Annotated in this window: 17 protein-coding genes; 5 read left to right on the top strand and 12 right to left on the bottom strand. The window is 65.7% G+C overall.

From position 1 onward, the window contains the following. Positions 1-5: 5 nt before the first annotated feature. From FG95_RS03580 to FG95_RS03545, 8 genes are all read right to left on the bottom strand, one after another. Positions 6-1,187, bottom strand: a complete 1,182-nt coding sequence (locus FG95_RS03580) for a dipeptidase (RefSeq protein WP_037554023.1) — start codon at positions 1,185-1,187, stop codon at positions 6-8. Further along, positions 1,184-2,755 carry a serine hydrolase gene (locus tag FG95_RS03575; protein WP_037554021.1) on the bottom strand — a complete coding sequence of 524 codons (1,572 nt, stop codon included), beginning with the start codon at positions 2,753-2,755 and terminating at the stop codon, positions 1,184-1,186. The genes FG95_RS03580 and FG95_RS03575 overlap by 4 nt, the downstream gene beginning before the upstream one ends. Beyond that, entirely contained in the window at positions 2,752-3,891 is a 1,140-nt protein-coding gene (locus FG95_RS03570) for a YkvI family membrane protein (protein WP_037554020.1), read from the bottom strand. The genes FG95_RS03575 and FG95_RS03570 overlap by 4 nt, the downstream gene beginning before the upstream one ends. Continuing rightward, positions 3,888-4,928: a DUF1611 domain-containing protein gene (locus tag FG95_RS03565; RefSeq protein ID WP_037554058.1), complete on the bottom strand. Its 1,041-nt coding sequence runs from the start codon at positions 4,926-4,928 to the stop codon at positions 3,888-3,890. The genes FG95_RS03570 and FG95_RS03565 overlap by 4 nt, the downstream gene beginning before the upstream one ends. A gap of 20 nt (positions 4,929-4,948) precedes the next feature. After that, entirely contained in the window at positions 4,949-7,135 is a 2,187-nt protein-coding gene (locus FG95_RS03560; RefSeq protein ID WP_037554019.1) for a TonB-dependent receptor, read from the bottom strand. A 4-nt stretch (positions 7,136-7,139) separates the two neighbouring features. After that, positions 7,140-8,282, bottom strand: coding sequence for a dipeptidase (locus FG95_RS03555; RefSeq protein WP_037554018.1), 1,143 nt, complete (start codon positions 8,280-8,282; stop codon positions 7,140-7,142). Between the two features lie 82 nt (positions 8,283-8,364). Further along, entirely contained in the window at positions 8,365-9,372 is a 1,008-nt protein-coding gene (locus FG95_RS03550; protein ID WP_037554017.1) for a dipeptide epimerase, read from the bottom strand. After that, entirely contained in the window at positions 9,372-11,351 is a 1,980-nt protein-coding gene (locus tag FG95_RS03545) for a serine hydrolase domain-containing protein (protein WP_037554016.1), read from the bottom strand. The genes FG95_RS03550 and FG95_RS03545 overlap by 1 nt, the downstream gene beginning before the upstream one ends. 141 nt (positions 11,352-11,492) lie before the next feature. Between FG95_RS03545 and FG95_RS03540 the strand changes: the two genes are divergently transcribed. Both FG95_RS03540 and FG95_RS03535 read left to right on the top strand, forming a co-directional pair. After that, the gene (locus tag FG95_RS03540) at positions 11,493-12,116 is read left to right on the top strand and encodes a helix-turn-helix domain-containing protein (RefSeq protein ID WP_037554057.1); all 624 of its coding nucleotides are present in this window, start codon (positions 11,493-11,495) and stop codon (positions 12,114-12,116) included. Between the two features lie 23 nt (positions 12,117-12,139). Then, the gene (locus FG95_RS03535; protein ID WP_037554015.1) at positions 12,140-13,837 is read left to right on the top strand and encodes an N-acyl-D-amino-acid deacylase family protein; all 1,698 of its coding nucleotides are present in this window, start codon (positions 12,140-12,142) and stop codon (positions 13,835-13,837) included. On the opposite strand, the gene FG95_RS03530 is transcribed toward FG95_RS03535, so the two are convergent. Then, entirely contained in the window at positions 13,834-14,733 is a 900-nt protein-coding gene (locus tag FG95_RS03530; protein ID WP_235211443.1) for an oxygenase MpaB family protein, read from the bottom strand. The genes FG95_RS03535 and FG95_RS03530 overlap by 4 nt on opposite strands. 14 nt (positions 14,734-14,747) lie before the next feature. Next, a complete protein-coding gene (locus FG95_RS03525; RefSeq protein WP_037554013.1) occupies positions 14,748-17,195 on the bottom strand; it encodes a TonB-dependent receptor in 2,448 nt (815 codons plus the stop codon). A gap of 138 nt (positions 17,196-17,333) precedes the next feature. Here FG95_RS03525 and FG95_RS03520 point away from each other — a divergent pair, with 138 nt between their 5' ends. After that, positions 17,334-18,083 carry a helix-turn-helix transcriptional regulator gene (locus FG95_RS03520; RefSeq protein ID WP_037554012.1) on the top strand — a complete coding sequence of 250 codons (750 nt, stop codon included), beginning with the start codon at positions 17,334-17,336 and terminating at the stop codon, positions 18,081-18,083. A gap of 55 nt (positions 18,084-18,138) precedes the next feature. Next, positions 18,139-19,263, top strand: coding sequence for an acyl-CoA dehydrogenase family protein (locus tag FG95_RS03515; RefSeq protein WP_152567561.1), 1,125 nt, complete (start codon positions 18,139-18,141; stop codon positions 19,261-19,263). Here the strand turns inward: FG95_RS03515 and FG95_RS03510 are convergent. Continuing rightward, positions 19,260-20,282, bottom strand: a complete 1,023-nt coding sequence (locus FG95_RS03510; protein ID WP_037554008.1) for an acyl-CoA dehydrogenase family protein — start codon at positions 20,280-20,282, stop codon at positions 19,260-19,262. The genes FG95_RS03515 and FG95_RS03510 overlap by 4 nt on opposite strands. A 227-nt stretch (positions 20,283-20,509) precedes the next feature. Between FG95_RS03510 and FG95_RS03505 the strand changes: the two genes are divergently transcribed. Then, on the top strand, positions 20,510-21,421 hold the full coding sequence (locus FG95_RS03505) for a DMT family transporter (protein ID WP_037554006.1): 912 nt from the start codon (positions 20,510-20,512) through the stop codon (positions 21,419-21,421). Here the strand turns inward: FG95_RS03505 and FG95_RS03500 are convergent. Continuing rightward, positions 21,418-22,320: a hydroxymethylglutaryl-CoA lyase gene (locus tag FG95_RS03500; protein WP_037554004.1), complete on the bottom strand. Its 903-nt coding sequence runs from the start codon at positions 22,318-22,320 to the stop codon at positions 21,418-21,420. The two genes, FG95_RS03505 and FG95_RS03500, sit on opposite strands and share 4 nt — an antisense overlap. Between the last annotated feature and the right edge of the window lie 66 nt (positions 22,321-22,386).

Below are 22,386 nucleotides of genomic sequence, written 5' to 3'. Positions count from 1 at the left end.
CTCGTCTATTTTCCCTGCGCAGCAAGCACGCGCAAGATGTTGCCGCTCCACATCTTCTCGATGTCGGCGTCCGAATAGCCCGCCGCCTTCAGCCGTTCGGTGACCTTGGGCAGCGCCGAAATATCCTCGATGCCGGGCAGGCCGCCGCCGCCGTCCCAGTCGGCACCGAAGCAGATGTGATCCACCCCGCCGACCTCGATCGCGCGCAGCACCATCGTCATATAATCCTCGAAATCGGCCGCCCACAGCGCCTCGGTCTTGTCGAGTTCGCGCCACTGGCGATTGAGATCGGCCTGTTCGGCGGGAGACAGTGACCCGATCCGTTCATATTTGCCGAACAGCTCGCCGCGCGCGGCCGACATCTTCATCTCCGACATGAAGATGGTCGAGATGCACATCGCCCCGCCCTTCGCCGCGAGCGCCTTCAACCGCCCCTCGTCGAGGTTGCGCGGATGGTCGTAGGCCGACCTCAGGCTCGAGTGCGACAACAGGATGGGATATTTCGACAATTCGAGCATCTGGTCGAACGCCGCGTCGGACGAATGGCTCGCGTCGATGACGATGCCGAGACGGTTCATCTCCGCCACCCACTGCTTGCCGAGCGGGCTCAGTCCCTTCCAGCGTCCCTCGCCCGTCGCGCTGTCGGCGAATTGGTTATCCTTCGAATGCACCGGCCCGGCGAGGCGCAGCCCCTTGTCGTAGAACTCCTGGAGCAAAGACAGATCCTCGCCGAGCGGATAGCTGTTCTCCATCGACTTGAAGGCGATGAGCTTGCCTTCCTTGTTCAGCCGCACTGCGTCGGCCGCAGTCCGCGCAGGCGCGATGGCGTCGGGATATTTGGCGATGGTGCGGTCGATCAGCGCCGACCGCGCCCGCGCGAAAGCCAGCGCGTCGGCATAGCCCTTGGCGGTCAGCGGGCCTTGCTCGGTATAGATGGCGAAGAAGCCGCCATCGAGGTTGCCGTCCTTCATCCGCGGGATGTCGAGCTGCGCCATATCGTCCGCGAGCGCGTGGCGATCGGCGAAGCTCCAGCCCGTGCGTTCGAAATGAAGCGGCGTGTCGAGATGCGTGTCGAGCACGAGCATCCGGCTGTGCAGCGGCGCTTCGGGCGCCGCCTTCGGCTGGTCGCCGCCGGTCGAGCAGGCGGTCAGCGCGGTGGCCGTCAGCAGGATCGCGATAGGCTTCACTTCTTGTCCTCCACAGGCTTCAGGTCGAGATCGTGATAATCCCAGCTGAAGTCGGCGATCTTGCTAACCGCCTTCATCGTCACGCCCGTCACCTTGCCGTCGGCGTCGAGCGCGAAGGTCACATAGGCGGGTTCGATCGCCGGATCGTCGAATTTGGTGACGAAGCTGTCATATTGCCAATGGTCGAGCCGCCCCGCCATCCGCGGCGTTGATGTAAAATCGATCGTCAGCCCCTTCGCGTCCGAGCCGATCACGACGTCGCCATACCAGGGGTCGCGATAGCGCCCGGCGTAGCCCGCCAGCGCGAGCGAGGGACCGCTCTGCGCCGGCGATGCCTTCGACTGTTTCAGAAACTCGACCCCTCCGGCGAGCCGCGCCTGATACCAATCCTCCCATTTCGTAATCCAGCCATATTCGGGCTGGTCCAGATAATGGTCGAGCAGATCGTAGGTGAGGCCGAGGAGCATCCCGCTGTCCTCGCTGTTCATCATGATCGCGAAGCCGACATTTTTGTCGGGGATCATCACGACGCGCGTGATCGAACCGAAGACGCCGCCGCCGTGCTGGATGATGCGGTGGCCGCGATAGTCCTGCACATTCCAGCCGAGCGCATAGGCCTGCTGCGTCGGCTGCGCGGGTTTGAGCGCGTCGGGCAGCGGGGTGATCGGCACCGGCGTCACCGGCGTCCACATCTCGGCCGCCTGTTCCTCGCTGAACAGGCGTTTCCCATCGGGGAGTGCGCCATGCGCGAGCTGGACCTTGAGCCACGCCGCCATGTCGTCGGCGCTGAGCGCCAGCCCGCCCGCGGGGGCACCGTTGCGGCCGAGTTCGTCGCGCTCGTTCAGCGCCTGTTGCGGGCCGAGCCCGCGCAAGGGGCCCGACAGCCGCGCGTGCGGCCACGACCGGTTGGCAATGCGGAAGCGGTCCTCGCTGTCGCTCGTTGCATTCTTCATGCCGCCGGGGCGCAAAACGTGCGCGCGGATGAAGTCCTCCCACGTCTGGCCGGTGACCTCTTCGATCAGCTGACCCGCGACCGCGTAGAGGATATTGTCATAGGCATAGGCCGAGCGGAAACTCGTCTTGGGCTTCAAATAAGCGACGCGCTCGACCGTCTGCTTGCGCGTGAGGTGCGTGCGCGGCACGAACATCAGATCGCCCTGCCCGAGCCCGAGCCCGCTGCGGTGGACGAGGAGATCGCGGATCGTGATCTCGCGCGTGACCCACGGGTCGTACATGCGGAACCACGGCATATGTTTGATGACGGGGTCGTCCCACGCGATCTTGCCTTCGTCGACCAGCACCGCGAGCGCCGCGGCGGTCATCGCCTTGCCGGTCGAGCCGGTCTGGAAAATCGTCTGTGCATCGACCGGCGCGCGCTCGCCGAGCTTGCGCACGCCCCAGCCGCGCGACAGCGTCGTCTTGCCGTCCTCGACGATCGCGATCGACCCCCCCGCCGCGCCAATTTTCTTGCGCAGCGCCTCGACGCTTTCGCCGATGTCGGCGGGCGGCTCGGCCCACGCCGGCACGGCGACCGACAGCATCAGCGACAGGGCAAGCAGGCGTTTCATGGCAAAGCCTCCATATGGGGAGCGAGTGCGGGGCGCAGCAGGCGCCAGATACCGACGGTGAGCAAGGGCAACACGAAGGTCGCGAGGAACAGCCACGCGAGGAAGCGGTATCCGCTGGCGATCAGGTCGACGAGGCCGACGCGCGCCGCGACGAACATACAGCCGACGAGCACGACGCCGCCGATCGCCGCGCGCGCGCCGGTCCCGAGCGGCCGGCGGCCGCGCGCCTCGACGACGCCCGACACGCGCTCGTTGATCGCATGGATCGCGCCAACCCCGCTTTCGAGCAGCGCGGCGAAGATCATCAGCTGGAACAGCACATGAAAACCCGGCACCGCCATCTGGCGCAGCAGGAAATCGGAGGGCAGCGTCTCACCGCCAATCGCGGGGTAGAAAGCCATCATCGCGACGAAGAAGAGGATCGCGGGCAGCATCGTCAGCGGCCCTGCGATCAGCCCGGCAACCACGGCATCGCGCTGGCTCGTCAGGTGACGGAGGACGGGCAGTATAACGACCGCCCCGACGATATTGTAGCTCGCATAGGTGATGCCGCCCGCCACCCAGTTCCCCGAAGGCGGCGGCGCATTGGCGAAACCGCTCGCGATCAGGTCGCCGAAGCTGGTGAGCGCGAACAGCAGGAACAGCGCGTAGACCGCATAGATCAGCATCGAGGCATATTTGAACAATGTCTCGACCAGCGCGGTTCCGAAGGCGGTGAAACCGAGGATGCCGAGCGCGAGCAGCACCGATCCCGCGAGCTCGGGCCAGCCGAACGTCGCCGCGCCGATCGCACCCGCAGCCGCACCGAACACCGCGAGGATCAGTACGACGAAGATCAGATAGGCGACCTCGAACGCGATCCAGGCGGGGCCGAGCAGTCCTTCGAAGAAGCTGCGATAATCATAGGCCCGTATCCGGCGCGCGAGCGCAAAGGTCAACGCGGCGACGACGCTCCAGATCAGCGTCGCGAGCAGCATGGCGGAAAGCCCGCCCCAAGGCCCCGACGGCACGAAATATTCCGCCAGTTCGCGCCCCGTGGCATAGCCGCCGCCGATGATGACGGCCTTCAGCGCGAAACCGGGCAGCAGGAAGCGCTGGAACCAGCTCGACCTGCCACCCGTCTCGCCCACACTCATGCGAGAATATTGTCCACGAGCGCATCGAAGGACGCGCCGCCGCGGATCGGATCGGTGACCGGCAGGCCGAGGCGTTGCCGCTCGGCCGCCATCAGCGCCTCGGCCGCGTCGGCGTCGTAAGCCGAGGTGTTGAGACTCACGCCGCCGCAGCGGATCGCGGGATTGGTGCGGCTGCCGAGGCGGATCGTCAGGTCGATCACCTCTTCGATGCTCGGCAGTGCAAAGCTTTCCATGCCGAGAATCACCTTGCGCGCCGGATCGTGGCAGACGACGAACACGTCGGGCTGGCTGCCGTGCAGCAGGCCGAGCGACACCGCCGCATAGGCGGGATTGAAGATCGATCCCTGCCCCTCGATCAAATCCCAATGGTTTTCAGGCGCGTCGGGGCTCAATATCTCGGCCGCCCCGGCCTCGAAATCCGAAACCACCGCGTCCATCGGCATGCCGCCGCCCGCGATCATGATCCCCGTCTGGCCGGTCGCGCGGAAATCGGCGTCGATCCCGCGCGCGACGAAGGCGCGATGGAGCGCAAGCGCCGTATATTTCTTGCCGAGCGCGCAGTCGGTGCCGACGGTCAGCAATCGTTTGCCGCTCCGCTTGCGCCCATTGGCGATCGGAATCGACGGCGGCGGGGTGCGCACGTCGATCAGGCGCTGGCCGGTGCGCCGCGCCGCCTCGACGAGCGCGGGGATGCTTGTGAGCCGCGTGTGGAGCCCGCTGACGATATCGAGCCCCGCCTCCATCGCCTCGACAAGCACGGCGACCCACGCGTCGCCGATGACGCCGCCCTGGTTCGCGACGCCGATCACCAGCGACTTCGCCCCCGCGGCACGCGCCTCGGCGGGGGACAGCCGCGGCAGGCCGGCGCTGACCGAGCAGGCGCCGATTCCATATTCGCCGACGCAGCGGTCGGCCGCCCAGTCGGCGAGGCCAAAGGCGGTCTTGGCATAGCCCGCCTCGGTCGTGTCGCCGAGGAACAGCAGATAGGGTTGCGGCAGGGTCAGGCTTTCGGCCAGTCTGCCGGTGGGCGCGTTCATCTTGTCCAACTCCAGTTCGCTCAGAAAGCCATGTCGAGCGCGACGCCGATCGTGCGCGGCTGCAGCGGCGAGATCCCGAGGAAGCTCGGCTGGTTCAGCCCGTCGGCAAACGTCGATCGCGCCATCTCGCCCTTGTTGTCGAGCAGATTGCGCGCATAGGCGCGGAGCGTCCAGTGATCATCGAAGGTCACCGACGCGTTGAGATCGACCGACGTATAGGCCTTGGCGCGCGCGACGAGCGGATCGCTCTCGACCAGCGACAGGCGGTTGCTCGCGTGGCGGATGCCGGCGCCAAAGCTGCCCTTGTTGCCGCCGCCCAGTTCGAACTCGTAATCGGCGCGCAGCGCGCCGCTGAACTTGGGCACCGCGGGCAGGCGGTCGCCATCGACGCCGCTGATCTCGGGCACGTCCTCGCTAAGCGTCGCGTCGGTGTAGCTGCCGGTGGCGCTGATCGTCAGCCCCGCCGCCGGGCGCAGCGCGAGGCTGCCTTCGAAACCCTTGCTCGTCGCCTTGCCGCCGTTCGCGCCGCCCGACACGCCGCCGAAGGCGCGTGTGACCTGGATGTCGGTCCAGTCCATCCAGAAGAAGGCGGCATCGACCGACACCATGCGGTCGGCGAAATCGGCCTTCAGCCCGACCTCGTAATTGGTCATGCGGTCGGCATCGACGCTCGGCGGGACATTGGGAACGATGACGTTCGGGCCGCCGGGGCGATAGCCCGTCGCGACGCGGGCGTAGAGCATCGCATCCTCGTTGATGTGGAACTGCGGGCTGACCGAGAAGGTCCAGACGCTTTCGGCCGATTCACCCGGATCGTTGGCGCTGGGAACGATCGCGCCTTCGCTGATCTGGGTGAAAGTCTGTTCGTTGCGCGCCCAGCGGAGGCCGCCGGTCACTTCGAACTGCTCGCTCAGCTTGAAGGTCGCGTTGCCGAAGATCGCATATTCCTTGTAGGTCGCGGGCAGCCCGACGATCGCCAGCGGGTCGAGGCCCGGGATGCTATTGCCGTCCATGTCGAACGACCGCACGAGCTGGGCATTGCTCGTTTCCTCGTCGGTGAAGAAACCGCCGATCATCCATTCGAACCGCCCGCCGCTCGGCGAAGCGAGACGGACTTCCTGCGTCCATTTCTTGAGCCCGAGGTCGAGCGAAAAGGGTGTGATGCCCGGATCGACCGCGCCGTCGGTGAGCAGCGGGAACAGCACACCAAAGGCGTAGCTTGCATCCTGCACCTGCCGGCTCTGCGTCTGACTATATGTCGTCGCGGAGGTCAGCGTCGCGGCGCCGAAATCATAGTCGATCGTCGCCGAATAATAATCGAGATCGATGTCGTAGGATTCGGGGACATAATTGTTGAACGAATGGCCGTTGCCGAGCCGGTTGCCGTCGAGATCGGCGGCGTAGAGACCATTTCCGTCCGAATCGAGCGACTGCCAGATGCCCGCGAGCTTGATGCTGAGCTCGGGCGTCGGCTGCCACAAGAGCGCGGCGCGGCCGCCGCGCTGTTCATAGTCATTCTGGTCCTTCAGCCCCGCATTGTTGACGCTGTCGACCCAACCCGGCGTCTTGCGCCACGCGAAGCTGCCCGAAATCGCGAGCGTGTCGGTGACGATCGGCGCGTTGGCATAGACCTGCCCGCCCCAGCCAAGGCTACCCGCGTCCTTGATCGTGAAACCCTCGACGCCCGCGCGCACCTTGAAAGCGCTCGTATCGGGCTGGACGGTCACATATTTGACGAGGCCGCCGATCGAGCTGGCGCCGTAAAGCGTGCCCTGCGGCCCCTTGAGCACCTCGATGCGTTCGAGGTCATAGGGCATGAGGTCGATCGTGAACGACCCCGCCCGATTGTAGAGCGCGCTCGACCCCACCGGCGCATCATCGAGATAGATGCCGACGGTCTGGCTGGCGTTCAATGGCGCGACGCCGCGCAGCGTGATCGTCGTCTGGCCCGGCGTGCCGCCATTGCTGACGTTCATGCCGGGAACATAGCCCGCATAGTCGACGAGCGAGGCCGAACCCTGCTCCTGCAGTTCCTCGCCGCTGACCACGGCGATCGATATCGGCACGTCCTGCACATTCTGGACGCGCTTTTGCGCAGTGACGACGATCTCGCCCGCGGCTTCGATCGCGCCCGCTTCCTGCGCCTGTGCCGGCATCGCGGCGATCACCGCGGCGATGCTTGCTGCAACGAAAAGTCCCTTGTTCATCGTCTTACCCCCAGACTTGGGCGAGCAGGCGGCGGAAATTGCCACCGAGCACGGCCCGGATGTTATCGTTCGAATAGTTGCGGCGGATGAGTTCCTCGACGAGATCGAAGGTCTTCAACGGATGGTCGAAACCGTCGATGTCGATCTTGTCGCGAAAAGCGTAGCTGCCCTTGTAGCTGCCCTTGAGCGCGGCATATTCGTCCGGCTGCATGTCGTCGTAACCGTGCAGGTCGGCGTCGGAGCCGATCCCGACATGGTCGATGCCGACGAGCTTCGCGACATGGTCGATATGATCGGCCATATGCCCCACGTTGGTCGGGTCGGTCGTCCGCACGAACATGCGCACCCCCGTGATGCCCATCACCCCGCCCTTTGCGGCGAGCGCCAGAATCGCTTCATCGGTCTTTACGCGCGGGTGATCGACGAGCGCGCGGGCGTTGCTGTGGGTGATCGCGATCGGGCCCTTCGCTATCTCGATCGCGTCCAAGGTCGTCTTGTCACCGCAATGCGAGACATCGACGAGCATCTTCTGCTTTTCCATCTCGGCGATGATCGCCGCGCCATAATCGCTGACGCCGCCGTCGACGCGCTCGGTGCTGCCCGACCCGATCCGGTTCTGGCTGTTGTAGGTAAGCTGCGCGCAGCGGAGGCCGAGGCGGCGGAACAGCGCGACATCCTCGACCTTTTCGAAATGCTCGGCATTCTGGATGCCCATGATGACCGCGCATTTCTTTTCCGCCTTGGCGCGGTCGAGATCGGCGACCGTGTCGACGAGGGTGAAGACATGGCTGTTGCGCCCGGCGAAGCCCTGCCAGCCGGCGAGGAATTCCATCGCCTGCGCCTTCGCGTCGGGGCCGCCAAGGCCGTAAGCGTTGTGAAAGCCGGTGATGCCGCTCGCCCGGAACTCGGCGGCTTCGGCGTCGGTCAGCCGGTGCGCGACATAATTCTCGTCGAGCGTGATCTTGAGCGGCGCGAGCATGTCGATGACGAGCGACGAGGCGACGAGGTCGACCGCGCGGCGCGAATAGGCCTTCGCCGGGGCCGCCGCGAAGGCATAGGCGCCGCGATTCACCATCGGCGCGGACAAAGCGACCCCGACCGCGCCCGCGAGTGCCGCGCGGCGCGTCATCGGGAATGACGACGTCATTCCAGCCTCCCTCAATGAAATCTCAATTCAAAGACTATTGTCCTAATCAGAAAATTGTCAACCCGTTTAGGACATCAAATTGTCACGAACCCCAAATTTCTGCCGGGCAATGGATCATCCCGCCGCGATATTCGACACCCGGCACGCGATCGCGCGCAAGGAAGGTCGGCCCGTCGAGATCGACGATGTCGCAGAGCTGGCCGACCAGATAGGACGGCGCCATCGACAGGCTGGTCCCCATCATGTTGCCGACCATCACATCGAGCCCGAGCTTTTTCGCCTGCCGCGCGATCGCCAGCCCTTCGGTCAGGCCACCGCATTTATCGAGCTTGATGTTGACGATGTCGAAGCGCCCGACGAGTGCGGCGGTATCGACGAGCGAGAGCGCGCTTTCGTCCGCAGCGAAGGGCAGCGGCCGCTTCAACCCGTCGAGGTCGGCCTCGCGCCCGCGCCTGAGCGGCTGTTCGAGCTGCGCGACGCGCGCAGAGACGAGCACCGGGAGCAGGTCGGCGAGCGTGCCGACGTCATAGCCCTGATTGGCGTCGACGCCGATCCACGCGTCGGGGCGTGCGGTGCGGATCGCTTCGATGCGCGCGATATCGTCGGCAAGGTCGCCCGTCAGCTTGACCTTGATCGGCGCCTCCGGGTCGATCGCTAACGCGGCCTTCGCCATATTCTCGGCGCTGTCCGCCCCGAGCGTCAAGGTCGAGCGCAGAGCCCTGGGCTGCTCAAGCCCCGCGAGCGCCCACACGGGACGTCCCGCCTGCTTCGCTTCCAGATCCCAGAAAGCGCAGTCGAGCGCATTGCGCGCGCCGCCGGGCGGCAGCAGATGCTGCAATTCCTCGCGCGTTGCGCCGCGCTCGATGTCATCGCGAACCCGTGCCGCTTCGGCCAGCATATGGTCGATGTCGTCCCCGAGATAATAGACCCCGGCTCCTTCGCCGCGCCCGACATGTGTGCCGTCGGATATCTCGGCGACGAGCAGCGCGGTTTCGGTGAAGACGTGGCCGGAGATGCGGAAGGGCTGATGATAGGGAAAACGCTCGACCCGAAGGTCGAGCGTCAATTTCGAGGCCTGCTGCGTCGCCATCAATAGACCATCCCGAAGCCATAGAGATGGAAGACGAGCGTCACCCAGACGAGTACGAGCGCGGCGAGCGCGAGCAACACCGCGCCCAGCTTCATCGTCCACTTCTGCTTGCCCTTGATGCTGAGCCAGAGATGCCAGGCCGCCGTCGCCAGCAGACCGAAAGCGGCGAGCGGGGTCAGGATACGCAGCAGGTGGATGAGCCAGTCGAGCGGCCCGCCGATGCTGCCGATGTCGGCTGAGAAAGCGGCGATCAGCCCGATCCATCCGGCGAGCGCGCCGAGCGCGATCCAAGCGAAGACACGCGACAGGCGATAGGCGCGGAGCGACTTGTCCTGAAGCGCGAACTCGGCCTTGAAGCTGCGCCGCACCAGCGCACGCACCGGCCATGCCAGCGCCGCGAGCAAGATAATGCCGAAGGCGAGGATCAGCGCGGGATTGAGCCATGCGGCGTTGACGCCGGCGGGCGCGGGCTCGAAGACCATGAAGGGCGACCCGGCGTCGATGCTCCAGCGCACGACGCGGCCGTCCTTGACCTCGGCGGCAAGACGCTCGCCCGTGCCCGTATCGCGCCACACAAAGGGTTCGACCTCGACCCAGTCGCGCGCGCCAGCGCCGAGCCCGTCGAGCGCGGGGAGCGTGATCTTTCCATCCTCGGTCAAGCTGATCGACGCCTGCCCCAGCAGGCCGAACAGGCTCATGAAATTGGTGAAGGAGCCGCGGCTGCTGATATAATTGCCGACCATCATCTGCGCATGCTCACGCGCCGTCTTGGCATCGACCTGCGCCGGCTTTTCGGCCGGACCCGGCAGGTAGCGATCGGCGAATTTGTGGAACAGCGCGCTGCGCACCGCACCCGCCGCGCCGTCCTTGCCCGCGCTGTTCATCGATACGAAAACTCCGGTATCGGCGTCGGGGAACAGCCAGAGGTAGGAGTGGAACCAGACGGTGTCGCCGCCATGCGCGATCGCGCGGTGGCCGTTGACCCATTGTTCATAAAAGCCGAGCGCCATGCTGTTAAGCGGGCCGACGCCGGGGGCCTTGAAATCGTGCATCATCTTCGCGGTTTCGGGCTTCATCAGCCCCGCGCCGTCATTGAGGTGCGCAATCATGAACTTCGCCATGTCGGCGCCGCTCGACGACAGGCTGCCCGCGGGCGCGGGGATCACCATTTCGAACGGCTCGGGCTTCCCGGTGACGTCGGGATAGCCCTTCGACATATGCGGCACGAGGCGCGCGGGAAGCGGCTGGCGGAACGACGAATGCGTCATGCCGAGCGGCTGGAAGATATGATTTTCGATATAATTGTCGAACGGCTCGCCGCTGACGCGCTCGACGATATAGCCCGCGAGCGCGGTGGCATAGTTCGAATAGGCCGGGGTCGTGCCGGGCGCGAAGACGCGCTCGGGCAGCGCAAGCGGCATCTGCTTCTTCAGCGTCATCACCGCTTTCGGATCGCTGCTGATCAGGTGGCGCACCGATTCCTCGAAGCCCGCGGTGTGCGTCATGATGTTGCGCATCGTCACCGGCTTGCCCTCATAGGGCGGAATCTTGAAATCGAGATAGGCGTTGACGTCCTTGTCGAGGTCGATCTTGCCGGCCTCGACCTGTTGCATCACCGCGGTCCAGGTCAGCAGCTTCGACACCGAGCCCGGGCGGAAAAGCGTCGTCTCGGGCAGGACGGGCGCACGCTTGGCGACATCCGAATAGCCATAGCCCTTCTGAAGCACGACCTCGCCGCCGCGCACGACGACCACGACCGCGCCCGGAATGCGCCCGCGTTCGAGGGCGTAGGGCAGATAGCCGTCCATCCACGCTTCGAGATCCTTGGGGTCGAGCGCGACCGGCGCCGTAGCCGTCTTGGCAACCGGCGCAGTCGCCTCGGCCTTCTTCACGGCGGGCGCGGGCACCGGCCCCTGCGCCGCGAGCGGCAGCGCGGCAAAGGCCGCCAGCCCGATCATCGCCTTGCGGATGAAACGCATCGCTTTCCCCTTTTGTCTGGCGCGCCTGTCACACCTTGCGGCAAGCCGCGCGACCCCTTACCAAGGGACCAACAGTTGTTGGCCCAATAGGGACATAATGATCCTGATTAGAAAATTGTCAAATATGGAATGGAAAAACTGATGGCGGACCGTGCAACCCCGCCGACGCTCGGCACGGTGATGAAGGGCATTCGCGCGCGAAACGGCTGGACGCTCAAGGAAATGAGCGCGAAGTCGGGCATTCCGGTTTCGACGCTGTCGAAGGTCGAGCATGACCGGCTGACGCTGAGCTATGACAAGCTCCAGCAACTGAGCCAGCGACTCAAGATTCGCATGTCGGACCTGTTCGCCGAGGATGAGGAGGACAGCACCCCGCGCGTCACCGGGCGCCGCAGCATCGGAACGATCGAGCGCGCGGCGCGCGTAACCACCGACAATTACGACTATCATTACCTCTGCACCGATCTGCGCCAGAAGCGGATGATCCCGATCCTGACGCGCATCCGCGCCCACAGCGCGAGCGAGTTCGGCGAGCTCGTCCATCACCAGGGCGAGGAATTCATCTATGTCCTCGAAGGGCGGATCGAGGTGCACAGCGAATTCTACGACCCCGTCACGCTCGACGTCGGCCAGGGCATCTATATCGATTCGTCGATGGGCCACGCCTATGTCGTCGCCGACGGGTATGACGAAGCCCTCGTCCTCGGCGTCTGTTCGAGCGCCGACGACGGGCTGATGGACAGCTTGATGAGCCTTCACGGATAACCCACCGAAAAACGGAGAAGAAAATGGCACCGCCCCGGCGCTTCGCACCCTCGCTTTTGCTGCTGTGCAGCTCGATGCTGGTCGCGGGGCCGATCGCCGCGCAGGCGCCGGCCTATGACCTGATCATCCGTGGCGGCACCCTCTACGACGGGTCGGGCAAGCCGCCCGTCGTCGGCGATCTCGCAATCAAGGACGATCGCATCGTCGCGGTCGGCAAGGTCGACGGCACCGCGAAGAGCGAGGTCGCGGCAAAGGGCATGGCGGTCGCGCCCGGCTTTATCAATATGCTGAGCTGGGCGACCGAATCGCTGATCGCCGACCCCAAAAGCCAGAGCGACATAAGACAGGGCGTCACGCTGGAGGTGATGGGCGAAGGCTGGTCGATGGGGCCGATGAACGCCACGATGAAGCGCCAAGAGACCGAGCGGCAGGGCGACATCAAATATCCGATCGAATGGACGACGCTTGGCGACTATTTCGGCTGGCTGGAGAAGCGCGGCATATCGACCAATGTCGCAAGCTTCGTCGGCGCGGCGACGGTCCGCGTGCACGAGCTGGGCGAAGGCGACGTCGACCCGAACCCCGAGCAGCTCGCCCGGATGCGCGCGCTGGTGAAGCAAGCGATGAATGAAGGCGCGATGGGGGTCGGCAGCTCGATCATCTACGCGCCGGGCTCCTACGCCGAGACCGACGAGCTCGTCGCGCTGACGAGCGAGGCCGCGAAATGCGGCGGCATGTATATCAGCCATATGCGGTCAGAGGGCGACCGGATCGAGGAGGCGGGCGACGAGCTGATCGAGATTTCGCGCCGTTCGGGCGCGCCCGCCGAAATCTATCACCTCAAGATGGCGGGGCGCAGCAATTGGGGCAAGCTCGACACGATCGTGAAGAAGATCGAGGATGCGCGCGCCGCGGGGCTGCGGATCACGACCGACATGTACACCTATACGGCGGGAGCAACCGGGCTCGACGCCGCAATGCCGACGTGGGTGCAGGCGGGCGGGCTCGAGCAATGGATCGAGCGGCTGAAGGATCCCGCGATCCGCGCGCGCGTCGCCGAGGAAATGAAAAAGCCCGGAAGCGACTGGGAAAATCTCTATTTCGGCGCGGGCGCCGACAAGATGATCCTCTCGGGCTTCAAGAATGACGCGCTGAAACCGCTGACGGGCAAGACGCTCGCCGAAGTCGCGAAGATGCGCGGCAAGTCGCCCGAGGAAACCGCGATGGACCTCGTCGTCGAGGACGGCTCGCGCGTCGGCACCGTCTATTTCCTGATGTCCGAGGACAATGTCCGCAAGCAGATCCAGCTTCCCTGGATGAGCTTCGGGTCGGACGCGGCGTCGCAGGCGCCCGAGGGCGTTTTTCTGAAATCGGGGGCGCACCCGCGCACCTATGGCAATTTCGCGCGGCTGCTCGGCCGCTATGTCCGCGACGAGAAATTGATCCCGCTCGAACAGGCGGTGTACCGGCTCACCACCCTGCCCGCGACCAATTTGGGCATCAAGGATCGCGGCGCGCTCAAGCCCGGCTATTATGCCGATGTGGTGGTCTTCGACCCGGCGACGATCGGCGACCGTTCGACCTTCGAGAAACCGCACCAATATTCGGTCGGGGTGCGCGACGTGTTCGTCAACGGCGTCGCGGTGCTGCAGGGCGGCGAGCATAGCGGCGCGACGCCTGGCCGCGCGGTGCGCGGCGCCGGGTGGAACCGCTGTTCCTAAGCGGCGGCTAAAAGCCGCCGCTGCTCGGCGGGTGACTTGAACAGGAAATCGTGCGGCAGACCGAGGCGGACGCTTGCCTGACAATGCGGCGCAGCACGGTCGACATGGTGATCGGCGAGCCGGCCGGCGATGCCCAGCGCGGTGCGGTCGAGCCGTGTCAGATCATAGCGCGGGCCGAGGTCGAGCTTGCGACGGATATGATCGGGCAAGAGCGACACCGACGCGCGCGCAATGGCGCGATGCAGGAAGCGCGGCACGCCCGGCGCGGCGCGGCCCGACTGGATAATATCGAGAAATTCGAAGATGATCGGATGCGGCTCGAAGCGCGGTTCGAGCTCCTCCATCATCGTCATGAAGGCCGCCACCGTCGGCGGCGTACGCCGCGCCCCGAACTCGCGACCGATCGCATCGCCATCGGCCATGAAGCGATCCTTGTCGGCGTCGCTCAGGGGGTGGACGAAACGATCATAGGCCATCAGGAAGCCGTATGAGGCGGTCGCCGCGACCCAGTCGAGCAGCAGCGGGTCCATCGCACGATATTTGTCGCCCGCCGGCGTTTCGCCCTTCACCTTGCCGTGCATGCGGTTGACCTTGCCGATCACCTCCTTCGCGGCGCTTGCGGGCCCATAGCAGGCGAGCATCGCGACGAGACCCGTGCGGCGCGAACGGCCGATCGGGTCGGCCTTGTAGGTCGAATGATCCCACACGCCCGACCGGATGCGCGGCTCGGCGAATTCGAGCAGCACCGCCGCGATGCCGCCGATGCCGAGCGCGATCGCATTCTTGTAGACGCGCCACTGGACGCTGTCCGGCGCGAGCAGCGCGGGTTCGCCGAGGGGCGCGGCGAAATCGATCGCCGTCCCCAGATAATCCTCCTGCATCGGCGCACGCACCACTTTCTCTCGCTCCTTCAGAAGTCATAACCCAGAGTGAGGCCCCAGGTTCGCGGCTGGTTGGCGAAGCGCACGACGACATTGGCGTTGCTCGCCACCGCCGACCAATAATATTTGTCGAACAGATTCTTCGCCCAGAGCGAGGCCGACCAGCCGCTTTCGCTCTTGAGGCCAAGGCTCGCATTGACGATGCCATAGGCGTCGACCTTGTAGAGATCGAGATCCTCGAAGATCGTGTTCGACTTGCTCTGGTACCGCGCGCTGACCGCTCCGGTCAGGCTCAGCGTGTCGCTGACCGGCGTGTCATAGGCGAGCGTCACGCTGCCCTGAAATTCGGGGCTGTAGATAAATTCGGCGCCATCGAAATTCTCCGGCTGTCCCGCCGCGTTGGTGCCGTCATAATCGTTGATCCGCGTCTTCAGCCACAGCGCGTTGGCGGCGAGCGTCAGCCCCGTCGCCGGGCGGATCGTCAGCTCGCCCTCGACGCCGTAAGCTTCGCTGTCGGGAACATTGTCGAGGCGCGAGAGCGCGGTATAGATCGGATCGGCGAAATAGGTGCTGATCTGCTTGTCGCGATAGTCGTAGTAGAAGGCCGAAAGATTGGCCTGCACTAGGCGATCCGCCAGCGTCGCCTTCACGCCCACTTCATAGGCGGTGAGCTTCTCCTGCGTCACCGGCGCATTCTGGCGCGCGAGGTTCGCGGCGTTGATCGGCGTCGTCCCCGATTTATAGCCGCGCGAGACCGAGGCGTAGAGCAAGGTATCGTCGTTCGGCGACCAGTCGAGCGCGGCGCGCCACGCGACATTATTCTCGTCGAGCAGCGACTGGACCTCGCCGAAGGTACCGGTCATGGGATCGAAAGTGTTGCACTGACCCTCGGCGATTTCGGGCGCGAGCACGCCATAGGTCTGGAAATAGAGCGCGCGGTTCACGACATTGACGTTGGGCAACATATTGCCGTTGAAGTCGCGCGAGCAGCCGTTGTAGCGCTGCTTGTCCTCGGTATAGCGCACGCCGAGCGTGAGTTTGAGCTGGTCGGTGAGTTCGGCATCGGCGTTGCCGAAAATGCTCCATGTCTTGGTGCGGATACGGCCGAAATCCTCGTAGGTGCGGAAAGCCTGCGAAAGTTCGAGCGGGGTGTACCCGCCCGAATTGAACGGCGTTCCTAGCAAGGGCACGCCCGCGCCGCGGATCAGCCCGACATTGGCATTCTGGCCGAGCAAAGTGCGGTTGGAATCGATGATCCGATCGTTGGCGTAATAGGCCCCGACGAGCCAGTTCACCGCGCCGCTTTCGCCTTCCAGATGCAGTTCCTGTGCAAAGCTCTTGATCCGCCCCACCGTGTTCTGGAGCAGGATTTCGAAGGGCGCACCGCTCCAGTCGGAGAGCGCGTTGCGCTTGAAATCATTGTAGCTGGTGAGCGAGACGAGCTTCATCGTCTCGCCGAGATCCTGATCCCAGCGCAGCTTCAAGCCCCAGAAACGATTGTCCTCGGCGAGCGGGCCGGCGAGGCCGAGCCCGGTGCCGATATCCGCCGAACGCGCCGCTTCGGGTGCCCAGTCGGCCTGGCTCGCCTTGGTCGGGAAATTCGCCCCGAGATAGTCGGCGAGCCCCGGCGCATTGAAGAAGCGCGAATTGCTGGTGCCGCTGACGGGGTTGGTGGCGGGGGTGAAACCGATCCCCTGCCCCGCGACGGTATCCGACCTGTTGCGCCACCAGGTCACCGACAGGTCGAAATGCGTCCCCGGCGCAGGGTCGATGGCAAGCGAGCCGCGGATGCCCAGCTTGTCGACCTCGCCAAGCCGTTCGCCCCGCGTGTTGCTGACCTGCCAGCCCTTGTCGCTATTCTCGCTGCGAAAGGCGATGCGCGCGGCGATGCCTTCGCCAAGCGGGCCCGAGATATGGCCGCCGATATTCCAGGTCTGGTAATTGCCGAGGTCGGCCTTGATGCTGCCCTCGAAACTGTCAGTCGGCTTGGCGGTGATGAAGTTGATCAGGCCTGCGGTGGTGTTGCGGCCATAGAGCGTGCCTTGCGGCCCCTTCAGCACCTCGACGCGCTCGAGGTCCATCACCGGGCCGGTGTTCATGATCGGATAGGCATAGGCGACCTCGTCGACATAAGTACCGACCGTCGAGGTCGACGACAGGTTGATCGTATTGAAGCCGATCCCGCGCAGCGTATAGGTCGGAACCCCCTGATAGCTTTGCGAGACGGTAAAGCTCGGCGCCACCGCGGTCAGGTCGCGCATGTCGGTCACGCGCAGATTTTCGAGCGTTTCGGCATCGACCGCCTGGATCGCCATGCCGACGTCGTTCATCGATTCGGCGCGGCGCTGCGCGGTGACGATGATGTCGCCTTCGGCCGCGACGCTGTCGGGCGCGGTTTCCTCCGCCGCAAAGGCCGGAGCCGCGACGACGAGCCCCATCGCCGAACCGGCGGCCAGGAAAATACGCATTGCCTTCATCACTCATCCTCCCTCAAACGGCTTGTCGCGGGGCTCGTCTTTGTGCGAGCGTCGCGCGAAACCGGACCGTGACAGAACAAGGGATTGCGGCGGGAGGGACAAGCTGACACCTGTGTCAGGGAGTGGAGGGACGAGCGGGTGATCGACGAGAGGGCGGAATGCTGGTCGGAAATGCCGGGGCTGATCGCAGCGGTGCAGGCGGCTGGCGACGCGATCGGCCTGCCCTATGTCGCGGCACAGGCCGACCTTGGCGACCCCGAGCCGATGAGCGACGAGGCCGGACGCCCCTATGCCGAAACCAGCTTTCGCTGGGTCGATCCGAATTACGCCTATTGGCGCGACCGCAAGCTGGCGCTGCACATCGCCTTCCTGACCGCGGCGCGGCTGGTGGGCGAACCCTTTTACTACAGCGACGGCCGCCTTCGCACCTGGCGCGCGACGCAGCTTCTTGAAGCCGTCGATTGCTCGCAGGCCAAGAACACGCCCAATTTCGGCGAAGCGATCATCGCGCCGGTGCATCTGCCGCGCGGGCTGGTCGGCGCGGTCTTCTGGTGCTCGCGCGAGTCCGTCGGGGTCGAGGCGATCTTCGCAAAGCACGCCGGGCATCTGCACAACCTCGCGGTCAGGCTGGTCGCGACGCACAACGAAGCGCGCGGACGCCCGCGCAACGCGACGGTGCCGCAGACGCTGACGCGGCGCGAAGTCCAGTGCCTGCGCTGGGCGGCGGCGGGCAAGACCGACGGCGAGATCGGCATCATCCTGTCGCTCTCGGTGTCGACGGTGCGCTTCCACCTGCGCAATGCCGCGGCGAAGCTCGGCGCGACGGGACGCGCGCAGTCGATCCAGATCGCGGCGGGGCTCGGCTTCGTCGGCGCGCGCGCGGCCTGATGCAGGTGCCAGCTTGGCCCGGCATCGCGCAGGGGCCTAAGCCGGAGCCATGGACATGCTGAACGATCCGGCGCTGATCGCCTTTCGCGACCAGGTTCGCGCCTTCCTGGCTGCGCATCTGCCCGACGATATTCGCCTAGCGGCCGCACGCGCGACCAGCGTCTTCATCGATCCCGACGTGTCGCTGCCGTGGCAACGCATCCTGCACGCGCGCGGCTGGGCGGCGCCCGACTGGCCCGCCGAGTTCGGCGGCCCCGGCTGGAACGAAATCGAACGCTATATCTTTGCCGCCGAATGCGCGCTGGCGGGCGCGCCGAACCTCGCGCCAATGGGGCTCAAGATGGTCGCGCCGGTGATCATGCACTATGGCAGCGCCGAACAGCGCGCCCATTATCTGCCGCGCATATTGTCGGGCGAGGATTATTGGTGCCAGGGCTTTTCGGAGCCCGGCGCGGGGTCGGACCTCGCCGCGCTGCAACTGCGCGCGGTGCCCGACGGCGACGACTATGTCCTGAACGGGTCCAAGATCTGGACGACGCACGCGCATTTCGCGAACCGCATGTTCGCGCTCGTGCGCACCTCGAACGAGGGCAAGCCGCAGGCGGGGATCAGTTTCCTGCTGCTCGACATGAAGGCGCCGGGCATCGCGGTCGAGCCGATCCGCACGCTCGCCGGTGATCACGAACTCAACCAGGTGTTTTTCGACGACGTCCGCGTCCCGCGGGCGAACCGGCTCGGCGGCGAGAATGAGGGCTGGTCGGTCGCGAAACATCTGCTCACCTTCGAACGCGGCGGCAAGTATGCGCCAGGGCTGATCTGCCGCCTCGAACGGCTGCGCGCCCGCGATGACATCGATCCGGTGCTGCGCGCGCGGCTCGACCGCGAAGCGGTTGCGCTCAAAGCATTGCAGGCGCTCGAGCTGAAAGCGATGCGCGGCGTCGGCGGCAGTCCGGCGCTTTACGCCTCGGCGCTCAAGATACTCGGGACCGAGACCGCGCAGCGTATCGACACGCTGGCATGCGAGGTCGCGGGCCATGCCGCATGGGCCGACGCCGACGGACAGACGCCCGCCGAGCTGGCGGTCGCGGTGCCGCGCTATCTCAACGACCGGGCGGCGAGCATCTATGCGGGGTCGAACGAAATCCAGCGCGACCTGATCGCGCGGACGATGCTGGGTTAGTCAGCCGCCTCGGTAAAACGCGCGAGATGACCGGCGCGCGGGCCGAATGCCGCCGCGATCGCGAGCGCCCTTTTGAAATAGCCACCCAGACTCAGTTCCTCGGTCAGCCCCATCGCGCCATGGATCTGCACCGCGCTTTCGCCGACCACACGCACCGCGTCGCCAACCTCGATACACGCCGCGCTGACCGCCTGCGCGCGGTCGCGGTCGTCCTGATCGACTGCGGCGACCGCCACCTCGGTGAGCGCGACCGCCTTCATCATCGCGAGCTGCATGTCGGCCGCGCGATGGCGCAGCGACTGGAAACGGCCGATCTCGATCCCGAACTGTTTGCGCTGGCCCAGATAGTCGACGCTGTCGGCGATGATGCGCTGCATCAGCCCGACCGCCTCGGCACATCGCCCGGCCAGAATCAGATCGTTCGCATAATCGGCCAGCACCCGCGCTTCGTCCCCGTCCGCCAGCAGGTCCGCATCGCCCGGCTTGAGCGTGAAGGAAAGGTCGGCCGACACGCTGCCGTCGTGCATGATGCGGTGGCGCTGCTCGACCTTGTCGCCATCGGCGGCAACGAGCAGCAGCGCATCGTCGCTTGCGAGCAGCAACAGGTCGGCCTCGGCCGCGCCCGCGACCAGCGCCGCGCTGCCGCGCACCAGCTCGCCTTCGACAGCGGGCATCGACGCGGTCGAAGCCGTACAGACGATCGCGATGCGACGATGGCCCGCCGACAGATCGCCGAGCGCCGGATGCCCGGGCGCAACGCGCGCGAGAAGCACCGTCGCCGCGACATGCGATAGCCAGTCGGCGCCCGCGAGCGCCGGACCAAGTTCGGCCATCACGACCGCAATGTCGACCGCACCGCCGCCGAAACCGCCGACGCTTACGGGCAGCGCGATGCCGGCAAGGCCAAGCGTTTCGCACAGGTCGCGCCAGCCGGGACGTTCGTTGTCGGCGAGGAAGCGCTGCACGCTGTCCTGCAGCATCTGTTGCGCTTCGCCAAGCGGCGGGTCGAGTTCGGCCATGTCAGATCCCTCGCCCGGCAGGCCGCGTCTTTGCGTATATTTGCGTCATCTGCTCTCCCGCACCCTTTCTGCAACCTGTCGCGCCGCGGGTCTAGCTGATTGGCGTGGCAGGTCGGGCGTCTGCACCCCCCACTCAACCTCATATACTTAGTAATCAAAGTATTGCATGGAGGCGGAATGAACGGGACAAGACGAGTCGATATCGCAACACCGGTCCGGTCGGCGGCATGAACCCGATCTGGCTCCCCGCGTCGCTGTTCGGCGGCCTGTTCCAGGCGTGGCGCACCGCGCTGCAACAGCGCCTCCGCGCCGAACTCAGCGTCAGCGGCGCGGGGCTCGTCCGCTATCTATACGGCCTCCCCTTCGCCCTCGCCTTTGCCGCCATCTGGCTGACGATCCGGCACGAAGCGGTGCCGACATTCGGCACCGCTTTCGCGGGCTTCGTCCTCGCCGGGGCGGTCACCCAGATGGCGGGCACGATCCTGCTCATCATGGCATTCGGGCATCGCGGTTTCGTCGTCGGCACCGCCTTTTCCAAGACCGAAGCGGTGCAGGCCGCACTCGTCACCGCGCTCTTCCTCGGCGAACGATTGCCGCTGCTCGCGTGGATCGGGATCGTCGCCGGGGTTGCCGGCGTGCTGGTGCTCGCGCTTGCCGGACGCGGCGTTTCGACGCGCGAGATCTGGCGCGCGCTCGGCCAGCCCGCGGCGCTCTGCGGCCTCGGCGCGGGATCGATGTTCGCGCTCGCGGCAATCGCGGTGAAGCTCGCGACCGCCGAACTCGATGGCGTTGATCTAATCGGGTCGGCGCTCGTCACGCTCGTCGTCGTCATGGCGATCCAGACCGGCTTGCACCTGCTCTGGGTCGCGTTGCGCGATCGCGACACGCTGCGCGCCATATTCCGGACCTGGCGCAATTCGAGCCAGGTCGGGCTGCTCTCGGCGCTCGGTTCGGCCTGTTGGTATATCGGCTTTGCTGCGGCGCCGGCGGCGCTCGTGCGGATCGTCGGGCAGGTCGAGGTCGTCTTCACCATCGGCTTCGCGCATTTCTATCTGCGCGAGCCGGTGCGCTGGCACGAGATCGTCGGGCTGCTGCTCGTCGTCGGCGGCGTCGTGATGGCGCTGCTCGCGACCTTCTAGGGAAAGGCGGGCGCCTTGCTGACCATGGCGGGCAACGGACGACCCATGACGCCGGCGAGCCAGTCGGCGGCTTCAATGACCTGCGACAGCGTCACACCTGTCCCCATGCCGCTCCGATCGAGCAGATAGACGACATCCTCGGTCGCGACATTGCCCGCCGCGCCGGGCGCGAAGGGACAGCCGCCGAGCCCGCCGAGCGACGCATCGACCGTCGCCGCGCCTTCCTCCACCGCGGCCCAGACATTGGCGATGCCGGTGCCGCGCGTGTTGTGGAAATGGACGCGCACCGGCAGATCGCCGACCGCCTCGCGCACGCGCCCGACCATCTCCGACACCTGCGCCGGCACGCCGACCCCGATCGTATCGGCGAGCGCGATTTCGCGCGGGCGCGCGTCGGCAGCGCGCTTCGCCATCTCGACGACGCGCTGGGTCGCCACCCTGCCCTCGAACGGACAGCCGAACGCGGTGGCGATGGTGATCTGCCCGCTGCGTCCCGCCCCCCGCGCCAGCGCGACGATCTCCATCGCGGCGGCGAGCGATTCGTCCGAGCTTTGCCCCTGATTGCGGATGCCGAAACTGTCGCTCGTCACGCACACCGCGCCGAGTTCGTCGATCCGGCCCGTCGCGAGCGCGCGCTCGGCGCCGCGGCGATTGAGGACGAGGCCGATATAGGTCATATCATCGCGCGCCGGCAGCATCGCCACCAGCTCCTCGGCGTCGGCAAGTTGCGGCACCTTCTTCGGATTGACGAAACTCGTCACCTCGATACGCCGGATCCCATAATCGATCGCACGGCGGATCAGTTCGAGCTTGTCGGCGGTCGAAACGATCGCCGTCTCATTCTGCAGCCCGTCGCGCGGGCCGACCTCCACCAGTTCCACGGCTTTATTTTTCAACATCTTGCGTCCCGAGTGTTCCGAGTCATTTAGCAGGTTGAAAATTACATAGCATTCTAAGTATACAAA

It is taken from the genome of Sphingopyxis sp. LC363, from assembly GCF_000756385.1.
Lineage (GTDB): Bacteria > Pseudomonadota > Alphaproteobacteria > Sphingomonadales > Sphingomonadaceae > Sphingopyxis.
The sequence above is the reverse complement of the archived record's forward strand: the minus strand, read 5'-3'. Positions and strand labels throughout refer to the sequence as shown.